Source organism: Haloarcula sp. K1, from assembly GCF_001647155.1.
GTDB classification, from domain to species: Archaea; Halobacteriota; Halobacteria; order Halobacteriales; family Haloarculaceae; genus Haloarcula; species Haloarcula hispanica.
This window is the reverse complement of sequence record NZ_LRHL01000040.1, coordinates 1-1021: the sequence shown is the minus strand read 5'-3', so window position 1 is coordinate 1021 and position 1021 is coordinate 1. Positions and strand designations below refer to the sequence as shown.

The following is a 1021-nucleotide window of genomic DNA, read 5'->3' as shown; positions in this document are numbered from 1 at the left end:
ATCCGCTCAAACAGCTGGACCTCGCCGCTGATCCGAAGATGCTGTGGGGCATCGAGCGACAGGAGGTCTGTAGTGTCGATTTCTGCGTCACTGTCTGTCGCCGTCTCTGGCACGCTCGTTTCGGCGTCGGTGGTTGCTGCTTCGGTGCTACTGGTCGCTGTGGACTGTGACATTTCGATTACCCTCCACTTGCCGGAGGGTACACAAAATGAGCCGTTGGCGGCGTCGGTCAGGGGACGACTGACGCGAGGCGGTGGGTATGGTAGTCAACCGTCCAGCGCGAGTAGTTCCGTGTGATCCGGTACTCGCGAACGACTGCAACGTCTTCTAGCGACTCTTCAGGCTGTTCCCACGTAAACTCGTAGCCGGCGACTACATCACCCTCGTCGAGATATCCAACCGGATGATCCGGCCCGTCCCACTGAACCGAGATTGGATCGCCACCATTTGGGGGCTGGACTCCATGGCCGATCCCCGCCTGGATGACGGACGGATCGGATGCTAACCCGTGCAACTGTGCCAAGTCACTAGCTTTGATCGTGAACTCGTCCTCTTCTCCGACGAATGAGTGCTGGGTTTTCCCTCGCACTGTTGCGTACTCTACGCTCTCGATATCGACACCGAGAGCGTCGGATAGCAGGTGGGCAAACTCAGCGGCTCCCGTGCGGACTGTTTGGTTCTGTTCCTCGATCTGTAGGGTTGTCTCTGGCGTCCGAAGCTCTCTCGTGTATGGGTTCTCCGGTCGCTCGACGGGCATACAGCTGCACAAGAGCGTCCCTTCTGGACCCGTCAGAATCCACGGCTGTTTCCCACACGGGATAGCGGTATATTGCGACGCAGTGTATCGGCCACCGCCAGTGAGGACTCGCAATGCCTTTTCCAGTGCTTGGGCGTCGATGCCGTACCCGTAGCTGTCAGCGAGTCCGTCGACGAATGTGACTCGGGTGTCAATAGAGTCGAACTCGCCGTACGTGTTTGGGATTTGCAGGAGGTCGCCAGTTGCGTACTGCTCAACGTAGTC

The 1021-nt window shown here is 58.5% G+C and carries 1 protein-coding gene; it reads right to left on the bottom strand.

The features are described from left to right. Positions 1 to 229: 229 nt before the first annotated feature. Positions 230 to 1021, bottom strand: a 792-nt coding sequence (locus tag AV929_RS12425) for a hypothetical protein (RefSeq protein ID WP_064288410.1), incomplete at its 5' end; no start/stop codon positions are given.